Genomic DNA, 21,657 nt, shown 5'->3' with positions numbered 1-21,657 from the left:
TAAAAAAGGCTGTCGTAAAGGACAGCCTTTTCATTCAATTATTTATTCTTTTGCTCCTGACGCTTACGTTCGTTGGGATCCAAGTAGATCTTACGCATTCGTAAAGACTTAGGAGTAATCTCCAAGTATTCATCTTTCTGAATAAATTCCATACATTCTTCTAAAGAGAAATTCAATTTAGGAGCAATCTTGGTATTGGAATCTGTACCAGAGGCACGCATGTTGGTCAACTGTTTAGAGTTCTGCAAGTTAACCTCAATGTCGTTTTGACGGTTATGCTCTCCCACTACCATACCTGCATATACCTCCTCACCTGGATCGATGAAGAAAATACCTCTATCTTGTAATTTATCAATGGCGTACGGAGTCGCGACACCTGTATTCATAGAGATCAAGGAGCCATTAATTCTACCTGGAATTGGTCCTTTGAATGGTTCGTAACCGATGAAACGGTGGGCCATAATTGCCTCGCCAAAAGTGGCAGTTAATACTTTGGAACGTAATCCAATCAAACCTCTGGAAGGAATGTTGAATTCTAAGTGTTGTAAGTCACCCTTAGGTTCCATGATTAATAACTCACCTTTTCCTTGAGTGGCTAATTCAATTACTTTACCAGCTACTTCATCAGGGACATCAACTACCAAAGATTCAATAGGCTCTAACTTTTCGCCATTTTCACCTTCTTTATAAATTACTTGAGGTTGCCCCACTTGTAATTCATATCCCTCACGACGCATCGTTTCAATTAAAACAGACAAGTGGAGAATACCACGACCAAACACTAAGAATTTATCTTCACTTTCAGTGGTCATAACACGTAAAGCAAGATTCTTTTCGGTTTCCTTGAATAAACGCTCACGGATGTGACGAGAAGTTACCATTTTACCTTCTCTTCCGAAGAAAGGAGAGTTATTGATGGTAAATAACATGTTCATCGTAGGCTCGTCAATGGCAATGCGCTCTAAAGCTTCAGGATTTTCTGGATCTGCCAATGTATCACCGATTTCAAAATCTTCGATACCTGTAACCGCACAAATTTCACCACATTCTACAGTATCTACGCGAACTTTTCCTAAACCTTCAAAAACCTGAAGTTCTTTGATTCGCATTTTTTTGATGGTGCCGTCTGACTTACATAAGGCGATAGGCATATTTTCTGTCAATGTACCACGCTCCAAACGACCGATCGCGATACGACCGACAAAGGAAGAATAGTCCAAAGAAGTGATTTGCATTTGAGGAGTACCCTCTTTTACTTTGGAAGCTGGGATATGCTCAACAATCGCATCCAATAATGGTACGATATTATCAGTAGGAGTTTTCCAATCCGTATTCATCCATCCTTGTTTAGATGAACCATAAAGACAAGGAAAATCTAATTGTTCTTCCGTCGCATTCAAGTTGAACATTAAGTCAAATACTGACTCATGTACTTCATCTGGGCGACAGTTTTCTTTATCTACTTTGTTCACAACAACGATTGGTTTCAAACCCAAGGCAATGGCCTTCGATAATACAAATCGAGTTTGTGGCATAGGTCCTTCAAAGGCATCTACTAAAAGTAATACACCATCTGCCATACGTAATACACGTTCCACTTCTCCTCCAAAGTCGGCGTGACCAGGAGTATCGATAATGTTGATTTTTACACCATTGTACCTAACGGATACGTTTTTTGATACAATAGTAATACCACGCTCTCTTTCTAAGTCATTGTTATCTAGAATGAGGTCTCCAAATTCTTGATTTTCTCTAAAAATTTTAGAAGCATGAATAATTTTGTCGACTAATGTAGTTTTACCGTGGTCAACGTGGGCAATAATGGCAATGTTGCGAATGCTTTGCATAAAAAAATGGCGCTTTGATGAAATAAAATCTCTCTGCCTAGGAAATTTAAGGTGCAAAGGTAGGTATAATTTCTTAGAAAAGTACTAATTGAAAGAAATCAAATGGTTAAATCTTAGTCTTGATTGACTTTCACCGGAGAGGATTTGATCTTTGTTGGATAGAATTGGGCAATTTTCTGAAGGATACTTTCTGAGTCAATGCCACAAATTTGATATAATTCATTGGGCTCGCCGTGTTCAATGATATCATCAGGCACTCCTAGTCGCATAATTGATTTACTATAGCCATGATCCAGCATAAATTCAGCGATAGCAGATCCGAAGCCTCCTTGAACACAAGCATCTTCGACCGTTATAATCTGATTATAAGAAGCAAATACCTCATGTAGCAAATCCTCATCTAATGGTTTGACGAATCGCATATCATATAATGCAGGATTCATTCCCAATGATTTTGCTTTTTGACAGGCTAATTCTGCCTCATTACCCACATGGCCAATACTCAAAATGGCCACATTTTCACCTTTAAGAATTTGTTGACCTTTACCAATCTGAATTTCTTCGAAGCTTGTTCGCCAGACTGGCATCACACCAGCTCCTCGCGGATATCGGATACTAATGGCTTTTTGATGTTCCTTGAATTTATCCAAAGACGCGGTATACATGATATTTCTAAGTTCTTGCTCATTTCGAGGAGCAGCCACAATCATGTTAGGAATGCAGCGCATGTAAGCTAAATCATATAATCCATGGTGTGTAGGGCCGTCTGCCCCCGCCAGACCAGCACGGTCTAAGCAAAATATAACGGGTAGTTTTTGTAAACAAACATCATGCACCACTTGGTCATAAGCTCTTTGCATGAATGAACTGTAAATATTACAAAAAACAGTTAGTCCCTGAGTCGCTAATCCTGCAGAAAATGTCACGGCATGCTGTTCTGCAATACCCACATCAAAAGCACGATCGGGCATGGCTCTCATCATGATGTTCAAAGAGGAACCAGAAGGCATCGCAGGGGTGATTCCCATAATTTTGGGATTTTGTTCTGCTAATTCCAAAATGGTATGACCAAAAACCTCCTGATATTTAGGAGGCTGAGGATTGTCGTAGGTCTTTTTATGAATTTCTCCAGTGATTTTATCAAATTTACCTGGAGCATGCCAAAGCGTTTGGTCTTTCTCTGCCAAAGAGTAGCCTTTGCCCTTAGTGGTCACACAATGGAGAATTTTAGGGCCAGGAATATCTTTTAAGTCATTTAAAACGGTGGCTAAGTATTGTACATCGTGGCCATCAATAGGGCCAAAATACCTTAAATTAAGCGATTCAAAGAGGTTGCTTTGCTTTAACAAAGTAGCCTTTAAGCCATTTTCGATCTTAGAAACAATCTCTTGTGCTGATTTACCAAACTTGGACATTTTCCCTAGTAGATTCCAAACATCGTCTTTGACACGGTTGTAAGTATGGGAAGTAGTAATGTCTGTTAGGTATTCTTTTAATGCACCTACATTGGGGTCTATGGCCATGCAATTATCATTCAAGATAATCAACATGTTATTGGGAATATCTCCTGCATGATTCATGGCTTCAAAAGCCATTCCAGCTGTCATGGAACCATCCCCAATGACAGCAATATGCTGTTTATGAAATTCTTTTTTATACCTTGATGCCACTGCCATACCTAATGCGGCAGAAATAGAAGTAGATGAATGTCCTACGCCAAAAGCATCGTATTCACTTTCAGAACGTTTAGGGAAGCCACTTATACCTCCTAATAAACGGTTGGTATGAAATACGTCCCGACGACCCGTTAGGATTTTGTGGCCATAAGCCTGGTGTCCAACATCCCAAACGAGTTGGTCTTCAGGGGTATTGAATACATAGTGAAGAGCTACGGTTAATTCCGTTACCCCGAGTGAAGCTCCAAAATGACCTCCATTGACAGAAACATTGTCAATGATAAATTGACGCAATTCATGGCAAACAGCAGGTAATTCTGCAGGAGACAACTTCCGCAAATCCTCTGGGGACTGGATTTTGCTTAAGATAGGTCCGGCTTGAAATTGCATCGTTGAGAGTTAAATTTTGGATGAAGGTTTTGATTTAACAATACAAAGGTAAAAATGTTTTTGGCTGACTAGTCATTTTTTTGACTTGCTTTAAACAAACGTTTTTTCTCATGTTTGGTCAAGCTTTCATAACCCGAAGTGGAAATTTTATCCAATATGGCATTTAATTCATCTTCTTCAATGTCCTCGGCTTCATTTTGTTCTATGAAATCTTGGAATTTCTTTTGAACCGAAATCGAATAAGAATAAATTTTTTCTTCAGGAGCAGGTTTACTTAGCTGTTTTTTCTGGTAGGAATAGGCATATAAAAAGCCTAATAAGGCACCTCCTAAATGAGCAATATTACCCCCTGCATTGGTCCCCGTAGTTTCAATCATGGACCAAATAATGTAGAAGGCAGCAACGTATTTGATGGATACTTCTCCTAAAATTAACAAGTGCACCTTGTAATTAGGTTGTATTGTCGCTGCACCTACTACGATGGCGAATACACTTGCCGAGGCTCCATTTAGGTAAATAGGGCCTTTCATTACAAAATAGGAGAAGCTGTTTAATAGTAAAATAAAGGCAATAGCTCCTGCCAAGCCTCCCAAAAAATACAGTTGAATAAGGCGTTTTTGGCCTACAAATGACTGGATGATGCTTCCAAACCAGTACAAGAAAAGCATGTTGAAAACCAAGTGAAATATTTCAAAATGCGCAAAGAAATAGCTAATGAATGTCCATGGTTTGTATAGGGCTATCTTGGGCTGAGAGGATAGAGCAATTTGTTCTAAGAGCCTATCATACCAGGATTCTTTACCTGCAATTAGGAGAATAACATGACTTAGTGAAATCAGGACAAAAATAAATATATTGGTCAGAATTAGTCGCCATAATCCATTTTCAGGATTTTGGATGATGAGTTTAATATCTTGCCAAATACTTTTCATTTTTTTAATAAAAATTATTTCTTTGGGTTTTCCATACTTTTAGCAGGATGACAGCGAAAATCATTCCTCCTATGTGAGCAAAATGTGCGACATTATCACCTTGACTTTGTTGAATCCCGGCATAAAGCTCATAAAGTCCATAAAAGGTGACAAAATATTTTGCTTTGATGGGAATAGGAAAAGGAAATAAAAACATTTCAGAGTTGGGGAATAAATAACCAAAGGCCATAATAATTCCAAAAATGGCTCCAGAGGCACCTCCTAAGGCTCCTAAGTTGATCAAGGCATCATAATTTGCCAACACCCAATTGGCATTTATCTGACCACCAGGAGCTGAAATGGCTCCGTAATGCTGGGCATAGTCGATTAAATTTTCTGAAGAAGGGTTGGATAAAACCAATTCAGTTGCTCTTCTAAGTTCAGCAAAATCGATGAAGTGCTGAATTCCCATGTATAAAACTCCTGCACCCACACCACAAAAAAAGTAAAAGAAAAGAAAGCGTTGGGCACCCCAAATTCGTTCCAGCAGAGAACCAAACATGTAAAGACCAAACATATTACCCAAAAGGTGCATGAAATTAGCATGAACAAACATATAACTCACCAATTGGTAAATACGAAAATCGCTCGCTCCAAAATAGTGCAGGGTTAGAAATTCTTGTGGAAAGCCGAAGCCCTTGATTAAATAGAGGCCTACATTAATCAGTAACAAGGTTCTAACCGTGGGTGTTAAGTTCTGTAACATGCTTTTTATTCTTCATAACCCCAATCGATGGAGTTTTTCATATCCTTGATAATCAATCCCATGGACTTAAAAGTAGCTCTAATTTCATCTACTTTGTGGTATTGCTTGCTTTGTTTGAATTCCTTGTAAAGCTGCAATAATCCTTGTATCATGCTATCCCAATTTTCTGGAAGCTCTTCTTTAATGCCCAGAATATCCTCCAAAAACGTCATGTAGTTGGATTTTAGTGTTTCAAATGACTCTTTGCCGAGAGAAGCCAAGGAAACTTGTCCTGTATGTAATTGGTTGATTTTTTTGAGCAAGGTAAATAAATTAGCAATACATACCGCAGTATTTAAGTCATCATTCATACCATCATAGCACCCCTGAATGGCAGATTGAATTTCTTCGCCATGTTTTGGATCAATTTCCGTAGGATCTGCTTCAGGCAAAAACTGTATCTTTTTAATAATTCTAAGTCCGTTGGCAATGCGTTTATACCCTTTTTGCGCGGCTTTTAGGGCCTCATTGGAGAAGTCAAGTGTACTTCTGTATTGCGATTGTAGCATGAAAAAACGAACAGTCATAGGACTGTAAGCCTGATCCAGCAAGGGGTGATTGCCGCTAAATAGTTCAGCCGGTAAAAAGGAGTTACCTAAGGATTTACTCATTTTTTGGCCGTTCACCGTTAGCATATTGGTGTGCATCCAGTAGCGAACAGGCTGCTGTCCATAGGTAGCATTTGCCTGAGCTATTTCGCATTCATGGTGTGGGAATTTTAAATCCATTCCACCTCCATGTATATCAAATGTATCTCCTAAATACTTGTGACTCATACAGGTACATTCTAAATGCCATCCAGGAAATCCCTCTCCCCAAGGCGAAGGCCAATGCATTAAATGCTCTGGTGCTGCCTTTTTCCAAAGAGCAAAGTCGAGCGGATTTCTTTTTTCACCTACTCCATCCAAATCACGAGTTTCAGTTAATAAATCCTCTAAAACGCGCCCTGAAAGTTTGCCATATTCTCCTCCTTGTTTATTGTAGGCTTCAATGTCAAAATAAACGGAACCATTGGATTCATAAGCTAAGCCTTTATCCAAGAGAATCTTGGTAGTCTCAATTTGCTCAGAAATATGTCCTGTGGCAGTGGGCTCAATGCTCGGAGGAAGCAAGTTAAACTGTTCTAAAACCTGGTGGAAATTTTGGGTATACCGATGCACAATTTCCATAGGTTCCAGTTTTTCCAATTTGGCCATTTTCCCAATCTTATCTTCTCCTTCATCTCCATCTCCCACTAAATGGCCTACATCCGTGATGTTTCTTACGTACCGAACTTGATATCCAATGTGCTTTAAATACCGATGCAATATATCAAAAGAGGTGAAAGTCCTTAGATTTCCTAGATGGACATAATTATAAACTGTGGGTCCACACACATACAAACCTACGTGAGGATGATTGATTGGAGTAAATAATTCTTTTTCTCTGGAGAGAGTATTGTATAATTTTAAGGCTTGCATGGTATAAATTTTCCTTTCGGAGGTACTATTTATAAAAGAACTAAAATTACTTTGATTCTTTTAAACCACCAAACGATTTAGAGTCCTTGAATGTTTTATGGATTGGGCGGATTGCTCGCCTCATTCTATTATCTTTGTCAAAATATTAAAATTCCAATTTTCTTCAGGCATGTATTTAAGAGAAGTAGCTGACAATAATAGCCTAAAAATGGCATTTTTGACTTTCCCGGTTCAATTATATGCGCAAGATACTAACTGGATTAGGCCCTTGGATTCGGATATAGAATCCGTTTTTGATCCTAAAAAGAACCCTCATTTCAAACATGGGGATGCTATCCGTTGGTTGTTGTTTGATGAAAATAATCAAGTGATTGGTAGGGTAGCGGCTTTCTACGATGGGAAGCCTGCCAAAGAGGGAGAGTTGGCTGCGGGTGGAATGGGCTTTTTTGAGTGTATTGAAGATGAAAAAGCGGCATTCACACTATTTGATGCCTGCGCGGAATGGTTAAAGTCCAAAGGTCTAGAAGCAATGGATGGCCCCATTAATTTTGGAGAAAGAGATAGTTTTTGGGGATTAATGGTGAAAGGCTGGGAGTTTGAACCGACCTATAAAATGCCTTGGACCAAAGAATACTATATTGCGTTTTTTGAGCATTATGGATTTAAAGATTATTTTCAGCAGTATGTGTTCGTTTCACCTATTCAGGCGGCCAATGTAGCTCCTGCCATAGAGGAGAAAGCACAAAGAATATATCAGAATCCGAGTTATGTTTTCAAGCACATTGAAAAAGATAATCTAGGGAAATATGCAGAGGATTTTAAGGTTATTTTTAATGCTGCATGGGCGAAATTCCCAGGGGTGTCTGCCATGAGTTCTGAGCAGGCGCAAAAGCTTGTGAAAAAAATGAAGCCAATCATTGATGAGCAATTACTTTGGTTTGCCTATACCGCTGAGGGAGATCCCGTAGCATTTTTTATCGTTATCCCCGATTTGAATCAAATCGTGAAGCATCTTAATGGAAAAATGAATATTTGGGGTATGATTAAATTCTTGTTATTGAAATGGAAAGGGGTTTTGACTCGTTCATGTGGCGTTATTTTTGGTGTGGTCCCTGACCACCAAGGGAAAGGAGTAGAATCTGCCATTGCATTGCGCTTCCGACAAGCTGCCCGTGAAAATCCATTCTATCCATATGAGACCATGGATATGAATTGGGTGGGAGATTTTAATCCCAAAATGCTTCGATTTGTCTCTCAATTGGGGGCTACTATCGATAAAACATATATCACTTATCGTTATTTATTTAATCCAAACCAGCCCTTTAGTCGTTGTCCTAAAGTTGGCTAAATAATTTAAAATGAGCTTATTATCAATTGGAACAGTGGCATTTGATGCCTTGGAAACCCCTTACGGAAAAACCGATAAAATTATCGGCGGTTCATGTACTTACATCAGTTTGTCCGCTGCATTTTTCTTACCAAAAGTGAATGTGGTGGCAGTAGTTGGAGATGATTTCCCCAAAGAGTATATGGAAACCTTGGAAGAAAAGGGGATAGATTTGGAGGGTTTACAAGTTAAACCTGGAGAAAAGACCTTTTTCTGGGCAGGTAAATACCACAATAATATGAATACCCGGGATACGCTTGTTACCGATTTAAATGTGCTAGCGGATTTTCAGCCTACTATTCCAGCTTCTTATCAAGATTGTGATTATTTGATGTTGGGAAATTTGACACCGCAAGTTCAAATAGATGCTATCCAGGGTTTGAACAAACGTCCAAAGTTGATTGTCATGGATACCATGAATTTTTGGATGAATGTGTCGATGGACGATTTGAAAAGAGTCTTGAAAATGGTGGATGTGTTGTGCATCAATGACGAAGAAGCGCGTCAGCTGTCAGAGCAGTATTCCTTGCGAATCGCTGCTAAATTGATCATGGCCATGGGACCAAAGACCTTGATTATCAAAAAAGGGGAGCATGGAGCACTTTTATTCCAAGAAGATAATATGTTTTATTGTCCGGCATTACCTTTGGAGGAAGTATTCGATCCAACAGGTGCTGGGGATACCTTTGTGGGTGGATTTATAGGTTATTTAGCCCAAAAGGATGATACATCTTTTGAAAGCATGCGCCAGGCCATTGTGTATGGTTCAGCCATGGCTTCCTTCTGCGTAGAGAAGTTTGGGACGGAGCGTTTATTTGAGATTACTCAGGACGACCTAGAAGCTCGAGTAAATGAATTTAGGGAGCTAGCTAGGTTTTAAGCTCCCACCATCACCACATGCAATTCATCCAAGTTCAAGTATTGATTGGCAATTTCCCTCAATTCTTGAGCTTGGCATTGCAAAATTTCTCTTTGAAATTGATCATAGAAATTGGGAGCCAAGTTTTCTAATTGAACTACTTTGATTTTTTCAGCGATATCAAAGGCTTGAGTCAGCTCACCCGTAAAGCTTCCCATCAGGTAATTCTTGACCAATTCTAGTTCTTCTTCAGGAATCAACTCTTGTTGGAGTATTTTGATTTCTTTTCTTATTTCATCTAATGTTTGCTCCGAATTTTCTCCGTTAACATCAGTTCCTGTCACCCAATAGGAGGCATCATGTAAGGGAACAATGGAGGAGGAAATTCCATAGGTAAAACCTTTATCTTCTCTGATGTTATTTTGAAGTCGAGAACCAAAATATCCCCCTAAAACAGTATTTAAAATACTTAATTTAAAATAGTCTGGATGTTCTCTACCAATGGCTAATTTTCCCATCCGGATAGATGTTTGTAAGGCACCTTCCCTGCGGTCGTGTTGTATTTTGACCTCTTGGGATGTCGAAGGGTTTGATTCCTTTGACCAGGAATTTTCAAAGTGGAGTTGACCAATACTAGCATCTAGAAGTTTTAATTCCTTATCTGAGATTTTTCCAGATAAAAATATAATAGGTCGAATGGATGCCCAAGTAGAGATATAGAATTGAAACAAATCGGATTTTTTCAAATTGCCTAAAGTTTCTGGCGACATATATCTACCATAGGCATGGTCTCCAAACAATTGATTTCTAAATAATTGGCTAGCTGCAAATGAGGTTTTTTGCCAATTAAGTTTGGCTTTTTGCGTCTCAATCGCAATTTCTTTTTCGAATTCCTCTGTGCTAAATTGAGCTTCTTTCAATATTTCAGCTACCCAAGGTAACAAGGAGTCAAAATGCTTATTTAATCCATATATTGAAAAGTTGGCATAATCTAGATTGCACTGTATGTCCCAAAAGGCCCCTAAAAAATCAAAAGCTTCATGAATGGCTTGTGCTGAATGCTTTAGTGTGCCTCGTTTCATGAGGTTGGCTACCATAGAAGCCATTCCTGCTTGAGATCCGGCTTTTGTCCCCGCTGGACTAATAATCTCCAGTTTAAACACAGGTTGCTCTCCCAAATTGATAGAATAGACGGGTATTCCATTAGACAAATGACCTACTTGGTTAGATGGAAATTTGACTAATTCAATAGGGAACGCAGGTGGGGGGATGGTACGGTCCAGCATGTGCTTATGGGCTAAAATACAAATGACATCCCGAAGAATGTCATTTGTTATCAACATGATATTGTAATCTTATTTTTTGGCAGCACCATTGTTAATGGCAGCTAATAAAGAAACACGCAGAGTGTTGGCTAGCGGGCTTCCTGATCCTGTAGGAACTAAGTAAGCGAAGTCAAATCCGTATTTCTGGTCTAGTTTGAAACCAACACCGAATGTGAAATACTTACGATTTCCTTTCATTTCGCTTTCGTGGAAATAACCAGTTCTTAAAGCAAATGAGTTGTTGAATAAGTACTCAGCACCAAGAGAAGTTGTAATTTCTTTTAATTCCTCACCGAATCCGTCTGGAGCGTCAAACAATGAACTGAAGATTCCACCAATCGCAGTAGCGTCATTAGGATCGTTACCTACTTTGGCGCCATTAGCATCGATTGAGTATGGAGTTGGAACCATTAACTTGTTGAAATCTAAAGTAAATGTTAAGCGGTTTCCTTCAGAAATATCTTTGCTTGTAGCTACACCGAAACGTAAGTTGGTTGGGATGAAGTTTTTGTCAACACCACCATAAGAAACTTTACCAGAGATGTTAGATAAAACTAATCCATAGGTATATTTCCATTCTTTTGCAGAAACGCTGTTCCAATATAATGCTACATCCGCTGCAACAGTCTGAGCAGGCTTCATGGCTACACCAGAACCATTGGTTCCAGTATAGTTTCCTAACAAGTTGGAGTTGATGTATTTTAAATTAACACCTAAAGATAGAGTATTGGACAACTTACGAGCATGTGAAGCTGTGATGGCATATTCTTTTGAATTAAAGTTTCCAGCACTTTGACCTGTGGAAGTAGTGGCCTGGAATAAACCTTGATCAAAATAGTTAATAGAGAAACCAAAGGCTTGATCTTTGCCTGTTTTTTTGTAACCAGCAATATTATAAAGAGCCATATCATTCACTAGGTTTCTCAACCAAGGAGTGTATGAAATAGAAAACCCTAGATCTTTCTCAGCTGTTGCCAATTTTGCTGGATTCCAATAAATGGCATTTACATCAGAGGATATTGCGACACCAGCATCTCCCATACCAGCCGAACGTGCATCTGGAGCCACATTCAAGAATAACATGGTTGGTGTAGGAATTCTTCCTGAATTTATTTGACCAGAAACTAATGCTTGTCCAAAGGCATACGTACTAATCAAACCTGCTATCAAGGTCAATACTGCTTTTGGGAAAAATGAATTGTTTGTCGTCATTGTTTAAAAAAATTAGAGAGTCTATTCAGCATAAAGCTAAGTCCAAAAATAGGTATTTTTAAGCTAATTGTTGTTTTACAAACTAAAATATTTGTCAAAATTTATTTTAAGGTCAAAATTTTCCCCTTGTACTTCCTTAAATCCGAACCATCTTTATCTTTTAGCTCTAATTCATAGTAGGCTCCCATTCCCAAATTCGTCAATTCTGCGTCCTGAAAAGTCACCGTCAAATCCACCGATTCATCCGCACTACCTAATAAATTTCCAGATTTTTCAAGGATTGTTTGGCCCAATAGACTGATAATTTTTAGATGATATTCATTATCTGACCAAAATTTTTCTTGGATTAAGCGAAAATGAACTTGATTTAGGAATGGATTAGGGTAAACTAGTAAGTAATTACTACTAAGGTTCTCTTTTGAAACTTGAAAACGAAACGTAGACTCGTTCGGCTTATTGTCTATATCTACACATTTTACTTGAATTTTATACTCACCTGGAGGTAAATTCCTAAATGAATATAATACCTTTCCCTCATTGTTTTGGTCATTAGTTGGATTAAAGTAATCCAATAAAGGGATTTTTAATGTATCATTAACGAGTATATAAGAGACGTTTTCAACTCCCTTTTGCCATAAAAATCCTCTATCATCTTTTAATTCAATTTCTAAAATTGGATCAGGACTAGTGGCCTGTATGTTGGATTCGTTGACCAAGCTGATCTTGATTTGTGGGGCTTGATTATCTATGATTGGGGTATTATTAGGTATCCATTGGATGGATTTAGCCGCTGCCCAAGTTTTACCTTTGGCATCTTTAGCTACTAATTTTATGGTCACTGTTTGTGGGGTTGAATATATGGAGGGGATACTGTTCAAGGGTAATGTGATACGGCCTTGTTTGTTGCTAAGTTTGGCTTTCCAGAAAATATCTCCTTCTTTTTCGTAGGAATAGGTATTAGTTTTCGTACCTAGGGTCTTTTGTGCCATTTTGGGACCTTGCAAAAACAAGGTGACTTCTGACAATACATCTGGAACTGCTAACTCTATAGGTTTTTCCAAGCCCAATTTTAAGCTGTCAATGGCCAGTGGCAAAGATTGGTAATTCCATGGGACAGCCATAGAAGGGTCCCCCAGCAATGTAATATTTCGATTGATGACACCCGCATGACTTTGATTTTTAGTATCCCGAAATAAGTCTCCCATTCGGTAATTGAGATCATGGGCATGTTCTTGAATGAGGCGATAAAATGCTCTGCCAAAGACGTAATTACTACTTTGAAATACGGGTCTGCTTGTGCTAATTAATCCGATGGCTCCCCCCTTGTCGGAAGCTAAACTTAATTCTGCTCCTGATAAGACGTTAGGGTCATCAAATCGACCGAATTGACAGGTGGCAGTGAGAACCCACGGTAAATGCTGTGAGTTGTTTAATTTCTGAATATCCTCTGTTGTCCAAATTTTTTCATCAGCCCATACTGTTTCAGCACCATGACCAATGTAATGAATGAAATCTCCTTGAGAATCCCAGGCATTTTTTACTTGTTTTTTTGTAGCTGATGAGGTATAAATCCCATTATTTAGTTCCATGGGAAATTGGTCTACATAGATTTTACCTTGTTGAAACACGGGATTTGTTCCAGCTAGGTTGGAGGAAAAATCTTCTGCATCTTGAACATGTAAGTTAAAATCTCCATCGTCTGCCACCCATACAAATGGATATAATTTGGCCGGTGCCAATTTTTGTTTTTCCGAATAGTCAATCAATTTATTCACCAGCATCAAAGCCTCAGAAAGATTTCTTGCAGGTATACGTCCCACGCCAATGCTTAGGTTTTCATTGATGGGAGATTCTCCTTCCTGCCATTCTCCTTGCCCAGGAGCTAAAAAACCAAAGTAGTCATCAGAGGCATAGCTTAATAAGGGATGGTAGGACTCCCGACTCTCATAAGTTGGGACATAGGATACTTTTTCAACGGGGCTCGCTACGGAATTCTTGTTTTTATAATCCACGGTGGCATCCCCTAAAATGAGGACATATTTTAGCAGGGCATTCGGCCTGTTCTTTTGGTCGAACAAAAAATCTCGAATGGCAGTAATATCTTGTTTGCCACCTGAATATTGATGATAAATTTGGTCAGTAGAAATGACAGCAGTACTAATTTGTGCTTGTTTATTTTTGTATTCTGCTAATTTATCTGCAGCAGATTTAAGGGCTGGACTACAAATGATAATGAGTTCTGTAGTGGATATTTGTTTGATATCTTGATTACTAATGGTTTGGGCAAAGCTTGGGCTGGTCAATTTATTGGGATCAAACACAAGAAGTTTGCTACCAGGCATACAGTTGATTTTGCCGATAGAGGTCTGGTTGCTTAAGCTTCGCCAAGCATTTTCTCCATTTTTCAACCAAACTTGATGTTGCTTAGATAAATTTTGAATCGAAATGGTGAAGCTTGAATCCTGTGAATTCGTAAAATAATAGAGCGGGTTTTCGTTGGAGGCATTTAACAGTCTAGGATAATTAAAACTCAAATTATTCAGGTACCCCGTGCCTACTGAATTGGAGTAGTTCAGTTTCCATGACCATTGATCGTTTTTTATGAGTGGATTGACCCATTGCGAAAACTCTATTACCTGAACTTTTTGGTCATAGCGGTCGCCCGAGACACTAGCAATTTCTTTGGCAGGCAAGGTATTGTTTTCTATGTTGAATGAAAATACACCGGGTTTGACCGAGCTAGAGGCCAACTGGCCAAAAAGTTGTGCGGGTTTGCCTTCTTTGTAATTCCTAATGGGGTATTGAATGATTTTTTCGCTATTGCCGTAAAATGCATCTCCCAACCAGTTTCTTCCTGATTGAATAACATTGCTGATTTCGGGTTGGTAGTGAAAATGCGACCAAGCGTAATCTAGCTTTGGTTCTTGGCTTGCTTCCCAGTTAGTGGCTTGTACCCTAGTTCTAATGGGATTGTTCCAACGGATGAAATAATACGCGGTATCTGTATAAGGGTGGTTGGAAGTCATCCATTTTTTCTCAATTTTATTCCATTCAGTAATATGAGGAGATTCAGCAAAAAAGCAGAGTATATCACTTTCATCCCAGATGTCATTTTCTTCTCCCAAGAATAGTGTTTCTACGGGAGTCAAGTCCACACTGCGAGGGTTATTGGTGGATTGTGGCAACACACCCCGGTGTCCTTGAAATATTTCTACTTGTTGAGGTTTAATTCGATCAGGGTTGATGTTGTTTTTGCGCAGCCATTCTGTATTAATTTGATAAACCCCAGTTTGAGTTATGGCTATTTTTGTCCAAGTTCCTTCAGACAATACAGAACGGTTCTGAGCTCGAAGACTAAATGAAAAGATTATTAGGCTGAATATGCCTAGAATGAAATGACCAGCCTTACTCGTCATGAGGATTTTCCAAAAGACTAACTTGGGCATTTTTAGCAACTAAATAGAGTTTTCCGCTAATCTGTTCTTTGCAAATGTAACGTGTTCTTCGAAGTTTCCCCTTGATTAGTCGAAGGTTTTTTAGAAAAAATAGTTGATTCTCTTTTACCAGGTGTAAACTGATTAATTGGCTTTCTGGATCAAAGGTTTTTAATACCTCCACTAGCGGCGTATGCATGGAGGATGAGGCTCCTGGGTTTTTAAGGTATTCTTTGAGAACTTTAACGAGTGGCGTTGGAAGTAATTCAGGGTCTAAAATGGGTTCAAAAAGTTCAAAGAATGCTTCTTTCCATTCTTTCCCATGGGGAAGGACCTTATTTTTATGTTTTAGGTAGGTACATAAATGTGCCACTTCATGGATGTAGGTGACTAAAAATGCGTAAGGATTTAAATTATGGTTAACAGTGATCTGATGTCCTTTTTTGGGGGAAAAGCGATAGTCCCCTAATTTGGAATCACGTTCTTTGCTGATAACAAAGTCAAAGGAATGATCTTGCCACAGTTGAAAGCAGTATTCGGCAACACTGGCAGGGAAATGATCGAAAAAGGATTGAACTTTTCTGTTTTTGACCATTGGGAATAGGGCATAAAAAAAGTCCTCCGCAGGCGAAGGACTTTTTTCTCTTTTGCTTAGAAATTATTTCTTAGCAGCAGTGTCAGCAGCAGCAGTGTCAGCAGCAGCAGTATCTACAGCAGCAGCAGCAGCAGTATCAACAGCTACAGAATCAGCAGCAGCTTCAGTTTTTTTCTCACCACAAGATGCCAAAGTTACCATTGCAGCAACGAAAGCTAGAGCGAATACTTTTTTCATTTTTTTGATATTTAAGGTTTGAGCTACAAAACTAATGGATTGAATTGTATCTACCAATAGTTTGATGAAAAATTTTAAGAAATTTTTAAGTATTGGATCTCTTGAATAGCAAAAACTGCATTTGCTGCTTTATTTGCGAGCTTTTCTCATTAATAAATACTAAGAAATTCTTAAGTATTTATTAAGAAGTGGAAGCATTATCGAATTAAATCCTTGAATCGGTCATAAAATCCGCTGCTTTTAAATGTAAATGATTTGTGTAAAACATAGTTGGATAGGAAGCTAAAGCCCATGCCATTGATGGTAGTTAACACCTGGGTTAAATTGATTTTTTTTACTGAATAAGGTATATGCCAATAAAAATCAGAGGCAAATTGATTGATTGCTCGATAGGGAATAACACTAAAAAACCAGGTTACAAATCCTGAAAAAGAGGCTACCATCAAAAATTTGACCATTTCTCTTCTTGTTTGTTGTGACTGGCGAGCATTGAAAGCAAAGAGCTTTGTCAAGATAAATCCAACCACTAAGGAGATGTAATAGGCCGGAAGAATGGACTCTTCGTATGTTACCTCAAACCAATCTTTTATGAGTCCACCCGCAACCAGTTGAACCAATGCACCAGTTCCTGCTATCAAGAAATAGGCTAATAGGTCTTTTTTATTAAATAGTTTAGAGTTGGGTTTGCTCAAAATAGTGATTTATTAGAAAACACTTTTTACTAAGTTTGGGTAAATACCCAATATAATGGTTCCGATAGTACAAGCCCACAATGCCACTTTATATAAAGTAGGCACTTCAATTTTTTCAATTTCACCTGATTTAAAATACACGGCAATAATACCTTTGAAGTAATAATAAATACCTACGGCTGACATAAGGATGGCCAGAATCACTGGATAAATAATATTCCTGCTGAATGTATCGGAGAAGATAAAGAATTTACCCCAAAAACCCGCAGTTAGTGGTATTCCTGCAAGCGATAACAAAGAAATGCTGAAACACAAAGCTAATCCTGGGTTGTTTTTAGCTAAGCCTTGGAAAGAACTAAAATTCTCTGGTTTTTCTACTCGAGCACTTTGGTATTCAGATACTAAAATCAATACGGCAAAAGCAGCTACCGTAGCCAATGTATAGGAAAGTGAATAATATAAAATGCTGGAAGTGGTGCTCAGTTGTTTTGAGCTAACGGTTAACAATAAGTAACCGGCATGTGAAATACTAGAAAAAGCTAGCATTCTTTTGACACTCTGCTGGTATACTGCGGAAATATTACCAACCACCAAGGTGAGCATACTGATAAAGTAAACAGGCAGAACCCATATGGTGTAGAGACTACCAAATATGCCAGATACCAAATGGAATAAGGCTGCAAAACTGGCTGTTTTCACAATGGTAGACATAAACATAGTGAAAATGGTAGGAGCTCCTTCGTACACATCAGGAGTCCAGAAATGGAAAGGAGCAGCTGAAACTTTGAATAACAAACCAACGATGATTAAAAGCACTCCGATAAATAAGAAGGTCGGCATGGATTCAGGGGCCGTACTAGTCAGGATCGTTCCAATGTTAGAAATGTAGAAAGAACGGGTCGCGCCATAAACTAAGGTAATACCAAAGAGTAAAATACCTGTAGTGAATGAACCCATTAGGAAGTATTTGATAGCGGCTTCATTCGATCTCAAATTACGTTTATCACTTCCTGTAAGGACATACATGGCAACAGATAAGATTTCTAAGCCTACAAATAAAACAATCATGTGGTCAAAGGATACCATTAAGATGGCTCCTACCACTGAAAATAACATAATGGCATAGTATTCTGCTGGATGGCTATGCTCATCATCTTCTCCAAATGCTTTGGAAAAAGCCACCACAAAAAAAGCCGCTAATTGAATGATTAGGCTAAAATTGATGGAAGTATTGGTCGTACGGAACATATTTCCAAACCACAGTAACTCATGATTCCAATCGGAAACAGTTAATGCCATGCTCAGCACTAAAAATAATAGTGTGATGTTTTGTATTGTTTTTCTTGGGAACCAAAAACCCAAAAACAAATTACTAATTCCAAAAAGAGATAAAGCAATGATAGCCGTCATAATTGTATGCGATGCTGTTTATATTATTTTGGGATCTATTTTAATAAAGAAACCAAAGTCTGAACTCCTGGTTCAGTAAAATTTAAAATCCAACTAGGATAAACACCTCCAATAAGCACTAATGCGCAAAGAGGAATTAATACCCATTTCTCCGCCACACTTAGATCTTCAAAATCCTTCGTGATACGCGAAAAATTACCAAACATGGTTTTTTGTATTAAGCGTAGCGTATAAACGGCTCCTAAAATAATGGTGATTCCTGCCACTATACCTATGATCATGTTGTAATCAAAGACGCTTTTTAGGAGTAAAAACTCTCCAATAAAACCATTGGTTAATGGAAGCGCTACCGAGCCTAAGCTAAGAATGATAAAGGCAACCGTTAAAAGATAAGAGAACTGGGTAATTCCTCCAAGTTGGGCAATTTCCCTGGATTTGGTTCTTCTTTCAATGATTTCAATGATAAAGAAAAGTCCCACGATATTGATACCATGTGAGAGCATTTGATATAATGCGCCTTGGATTCCTTCGACACTTTCACTTAAAATTCCTGCCGACATCAATCCTACGTGAGCAAAGGAAGAATAAGCCAACAAACGCTTGGCATCTTTTTGCTGAATGGCGATAATAGATCCATAAATTATTCCAATGACCGACAGAATAACAGCCGTATTTCCCCAAGTGATAATTCCCAATGGGAACATTGGTAATACTAAGCGAATAAGGCCATAAGTACCCATTTTTAACATGATACCAGAAAGTAACATGGTTGCTTGACTAGGGGACACCGTATAGGTGTCAGGTTGCCAAGTGTGGAAAGGGAAAATAGGCATCTTAATAGCGAATGCTATGAAAAAGGCTAAGAATAGATTTCCTTGTATATGCTCAGGCAACATAATTGCTGTCTGATATAGGGTTTCCATATCAGAGGAATGTGTTCCTGGAGTAACCAAGTAAACATAGATTAGTCCGATCAATAAGAATAAAGATCCAAACAAAGTGTAAACAAAGAACTTGAAGGTTATCGCATTTTTGTTTTCACCGCCGTAGATAGCTGCTAAGAAGTAAATTGGTAACAAGGATGCCTCAAAAAAGAAGTAAAATAAAAAAGCATCTTTAGCAAGGAACGCACCCATTAATGCCGTTTGCATGGCTAGCATCAAACCTTGGTACTGTGAATTTTGGGCTTTATCAGTATTGGCAGTAGATGCTACAATGAATGGAACCAAGAGCGCACACAAGCCAATTAAAATTCCATTGACTCCGTCTACCCAAAGTGAAAAGGAAATTCCAGCTTCTTCTATCCATGGCTTAGTAAATACCAATCCATTTTCAGCGCTTGCTGCATCTTTCAACACAAAAATGGTTGCCAATAATTCAATGATGGACGCAGCCAATGAAATAGCAAAAGCTTGCTTGGGCTTCGCAATCAATAGAATGGCGCCAATGACCAATGGGAAAAAAAGTATAAATAGTAAAGACATACCTTATTATTTCAAAATTGAATTATAATATTCGGGAACGAAGCGTTAAAACCAAGATGAGTGCTATGGATACCACCATCATGAAGATATAATAACCTACATTTCCAGTTTGAGCTTTTCTTATTTCATCTGAGGCCGTTTTTACTGTTTTCCCAACTCCCTCTACAATTAAATCGATAACCAAGAAATCAATCACTTGGGCAAAGAAGTTAGAAAGCACTTGAATTGGGCGAACGAATAAGGTATCGTATAATTCATCAATGTAGAATTTGCGATAAACAACCTTTTGAATACCATGGATGGATTCATCATTTCCTGGTACCGATTTCTGAATTCCGAATACGTAAATTGCTAAGATGGCAGGAATGAAGGCCGCCAATAAAGGAGCACACATTTCCAAACTCAATAAAGACACCTCGACATTCGATATTGGCTCAGGTATAATTGGAGCTAACCAATGTGCTAAAAACTCATTACCGCCAGCAAAGTGGGGTAAGTTAATAAGTCCTCCTCCCACAGAAAATACCGCTAGTACAATCAATGGAATAGTCATGCTCCATGGCGATTCATGTAAATGATGTGCCTGGTTTTCCGTTCCTCTGAAGTCACCCCAAAAAGTCAGAATAAACACACGGAACATATAAAATGAAGTTAATGCTGAGCCTAAAATGGCTAAGCACCACATGGCAAAATCATGATGATATAAAGCCGCTAAAATTTCATCTTTAGAAAAGAAACCTGCAAATGGCGGAATACCCGAAATGGCTATAGTTCCCAAAAGGAAAGTAAGGTAGGTAATGGGCATTTTACTTTTTAACCCACCCATTTTACGGATGTCTTGTTCGTCTGACATAGCATGTATCACAGAACCTGCCCCTAAAAATAATAAGGCCTTAAAAAAGGCATGTGTCATGACATGGAAAAAAGAAGCAGTATAGGCAGATGCACCTAGACCCATGAACATATACCCTAGTTGAGATACCGTAGAATAAGCCAAAACTTTTTTAATGTCATTTTGGAATAGACCAATGGCCGCACCCAAAAGAGCCGTAGCTAAGCCTATCCAGCCTACAAAATGTAAGACTTCTGGACTTAATTCAAACAGTGCGTTGGCACGGATAACCATATAAATACCTGCTGTTACCATCGTAGCTGCGTGAATCAAGGCAGAAACTGGAGTTGGACCGGCCATTGCATCAGGTAACCAAGTAAATAATGGGATTTGAGCAGATTTACCCATAGCTCCAATGAATAGGCAGAAGGCAATCAAGCCAACATTACTTACTTCAGTTCCATCTTTAATGGTAGAAAAAATGGTTTGATAATCAGTAGTGCCAAATTCTTGAATCAACAAGAATATACCTACTAAGAATCCTAAATCACCTATTCGGTTCATGATGAAAGCTTTTCTTGCAGCATCACCATAGCTGTTTTTCTGATTCCAGAATCCAATCAATAGGTAAGAGCATAAACCTACCCCTTCCCAACCAATAAATAAAACAGTGAAGTTGGCACCTAGTACCAAGATCAACATGAAGAAAATGAACAGGTTTAAAAAGGCGAAGAATTTCCCAAAACCCGCATCATGAGCCATGTAACCCATAGAATACAAGTGGATTAATGTACCTACTCCGGTAATGACTAATAGCATCATGATAGATAGAGCATCCACTTGGAAGGCAAATGGAATACTTAAATCTGCCACCTTGATCCAATCGGCTAATTGAATAATCTGAGCTTGACCGTCAAAATTTAAGAATAATTGAATCGATAGTAAAAATGCTACTAATGGAGGGATAGTTCCCACGATTCCAGCGATAGATTTCGATAATTTCGGATAAGCCAAACCATTGATGGCGAAACCAATCAGTGGTAAAAGAGGAATTAATAGGAGTAATGACATAGTCGATTTTGCGATGAAATTGGGCGGAAA

At 38.6% G+C, this 21,657-nt stretch carries 16 protein-coding genes; 2 read left to right on the top strand and 14 right to left on the bottom strand.

Going from position 1 to position 21,657, the window contains the following annotated elements; all coding sequences use genetic code 11:
• Nucleotides 1-38: 38 nt before the first annotated feature.
• From typA to cysS, 5 genes are all read right to left on the bottom strand, one after another.
• Complete coding sequence (typA, locus tag ESB04_RS08845; protein WP_129027380.1) at nt 39-1,847, bottom strand: translational GTPase TypA; 1,809 nt, start codon at nt 1,845-1,847, stop codon at nt 39-41.
• 113 nt (nt 1,848-1,960) lie between these two features.
• On the bottom strand, nt 1,961-3,913 hold the full coding sequence (gene dxs / locus ESB04_RS08840) for a 1-deoxy-D-xylulose-5-phosphate synthase (protein WP_129027379.1): 1,953 nt from the start codon (nt 3,911-3,913) through the stop codon (nt 1,961-1,963).
• Between the two features lie 68 nt (nt 3,914-3,981).
• On the bottom strand, nt 3,982-4,845 hold the full coding sequence (locus tag ESB04_RS08835) for a rhomboid family protein (protein WP_129027378.1): 864 nt from the start codon (nt 4,843-4,845) through the stop codon (nt 3,982-3,984).
• Nucleotides 4,846-4,849: 4 nt separating this feature from the next.
• The gene (locus ESB04_RS08830) at nt 4,850-5,590 is read right to left on the bottom strand and encodes a rhomboid family intramembrane serine protease (protein WP_129027377.1); all 741 of its coding nucleotides are present in this window, start codon (nt 5,588-5,590) and stop codon (nt 4,850-4,852) included.
• Between the two features lie 5 nt (nt 5,591-5,595).
• Nucleotides 5,596-7,089: a cysteine--tRNA ligase gene (gene cysS, locus ESB04_RS08825; RefSeq protein ID WP_129027376.1), complete on the bottom strand. Its 1,494-nt coding sequence runs from the start codon at nt 7,087-7,089 to the stop codon at nt 5,596-5,598.
• A gap of 169 nt (nt 7,090-7,258) precedes the next feature.
• Here cysS and ESB04_RS08820 point away from each other — a divergent pair, with 169 nt between their 5' ends.
• On the top strand, nt 7,259-8,437 hold the full coding sequence (locus ESB04_RS08820) for a GNAT family N-acetyltransferase (protein WP_129027375.1): 1,179 nt from the start codon (nt 7,259-7,261) through the stop codon (nt 8,435-8,437).
• Between the two features lie 10 nt (nt 8,438-8,447).
• A complete protein-coding gene (locus ESB04_RS08815) occupies nt 8,448-9,356 on the top strand; it encodes a PfkB family carbohydrate kinase (RefSeq protein ID WP_129027374.1) in 909 nt (302 codons plus the stop codon).
• Here ESB04_RS08815 and ESB04_RS08810 read toward each other — a convergent pair.
• The 9 genes from ESB04_RS08810 to nuoL form a co-directional block, all read right to left on the bottom strand.
• The gene (locus ESB04_RS08810; RefSeq protein ID WP_129027373.1) at nt 9,353-10,678 is read right to left on the bottom strand and encodes a M16 family metallopeptidase; all 1,326 of its coding nucleotides are present in this window, start codon (nt 10,676-10,678) and stop codon (nt 9,353-9,355) included. The genes ESB04_RS08815 and ESB04_RS08810 overlap by 4 nt on opposite strands.
• Nucleotides 10,679-10,690: 12 nt before the next feature.
• Nucleotides 10,691-11,872 carry a type IX secretion system outer membrane channel protein PorV gene (porV, locus tag ESB04_RS08805; RefSeq protein ID WP_129027372.1) on the bottom strand — a complete coding sequence of 394 codons (1,182 nt, stop codon included), beginning with the start codon at nt 11,870-11,872 and terminating at the stop codon, nt 10,691-10,693.
• Nucleotides 11,873-11,973: 101 nt separating this feature from the next.
• The gene (gene porU / locus ESB04_RS08800) at nt 11,974-15,318 is read right to left on the bottom strand and encodes a type IX secretion system sortase PorU (protein WP_129027371.1); all 3,345 of its coding nucleotides are present in this window, start codon (nt 15,316-15,318) and stop codon (nt 11,974-11,976) included.
• A complete protein-coding gene (locus ESB04_RS08795) occupies nt 15,278-15,901 on the bottom strand; it encodes a SprT-like domain-containing protein (protein ID WP_129027370.1) in 624 nt (207 codons plus the stop codon). The genes porU and ESB04_RS08795 overlap by 41 nt, the downstream gene beginning before the upstream one ends.
• Before the next feature lie 63 nt (nt 15,902-15,964).
• The gene (locus ESB04_RS08790; RefSeq protein WP_129027369.1) at nt 15,965-16,195 is read right to left on the bottom strand and encodes a hypothetical protein; all 231 of its coding nucleotides are present in this window, start codon (nt 16,193-16,195) and stop codon (nt 15,965-15,967) included.
• 140 nt (nt 16,196-16,335) lie between these two features.
• Nucleotides 16,336-16,830, bottom strand: a complete 495-nt coding sequence (locus ESB04_RS08785) for a GtrA family protein (RefSeq protein WP_129027368.1) — start codon at nt 16,828-16,830, stop codon at nt 16,336-16,338.
• 12 nt (nt 16,831-16,842) lie between these two features.
• A complete protein-coding gene (locus tag ESB04_RS08780) occupies nt 16,843-18,240 on the bottom strand; it encodes an NADH-quinone oxidoreductase subunit N (RefSeq protein ID WP_129027367.1) in 1,398 nt (465 codons plus the stop codon).
• Between the two features lie 35 nt (nt 18,241-18,275).
• The gene (locus ESB04_RS08775; protein WP_129027366.1) at nt 18,276-19,724 is read right to left on the bottom strand and encodes a complex I subunit 4 family protein; all 1,449 of its coding nucleotides are present in this window, start codon (nt 19,722-19,724) and stop codon (nt 18,276-18,278) included.
• 22 nt (nt 19,725-19,746) lie between these two features.
• The gene (nuoL, locus tag ESB04_RS08770; protein ID WP_129027365.1) at nt 19,747-21,627 is read right to left on the bottom strand and encodes an NADH-quinone oxidoreductase subunit L; all 1,881 of its coding nucleotides are present in this window, start codon (nt 21,625-21,627) and stop codon (nt 19,747-19,749) included.
• Nucleotides 21,628-21,657: the final 30 nt, after the last annotated feature.

The organism is Aquirufa rosea (assembly GCF_004118285.1).
GTDB classification, from domain to species: domain Bacteria; phylum Bacteroidota; class Bacteroidia; order Cytophagales; family Spirosomataceae; genus Aquirufa; species Aquirufa rosea.
This window is presented reverse-complemented; position numbering and strand designations above follow the sequence as displayed.